This is a genomic window from Neisseria sp. HMSC065D04 (genome assembly GCF_001815675.1).
Classification (GTDB): Bacteria; Pseudomonadota; Gammaproteobacteria; order Burkholderiales; family Neisseriaceae; genus Neisseria.
Window position 1 is genome coordinate 49,555 of record NZ_KV821536.1, and the last position, 275, is coordinate 49,829.

Sequence of the window (275 nt, forward strand, 5' to 3'; positions counted from 1 at the left end):
AATCAACGGCTGTAAACCCAAGCTGCTTCTCAAATTGCCTGCAACCGCAAAATCTGCTGCAACCTTCTCCCTCCCCTGGTGGGGGAGGGTTGGGGAGAGAGCATTCTCCAAATTTCCGCAACCTTTCCCAACACCCTAACTGCCCATACAAGCCTTGCGGCTTGTTGCCCTCTCTCTAACTCTCTCCCACGGGGAGAGAGGACGGGGTAGCTGTTGGGGTTAAAGGTTCTGCAAGGAAAACAGGTTGTGCGGGCTGCTTTTTGTTTTTCAGACGA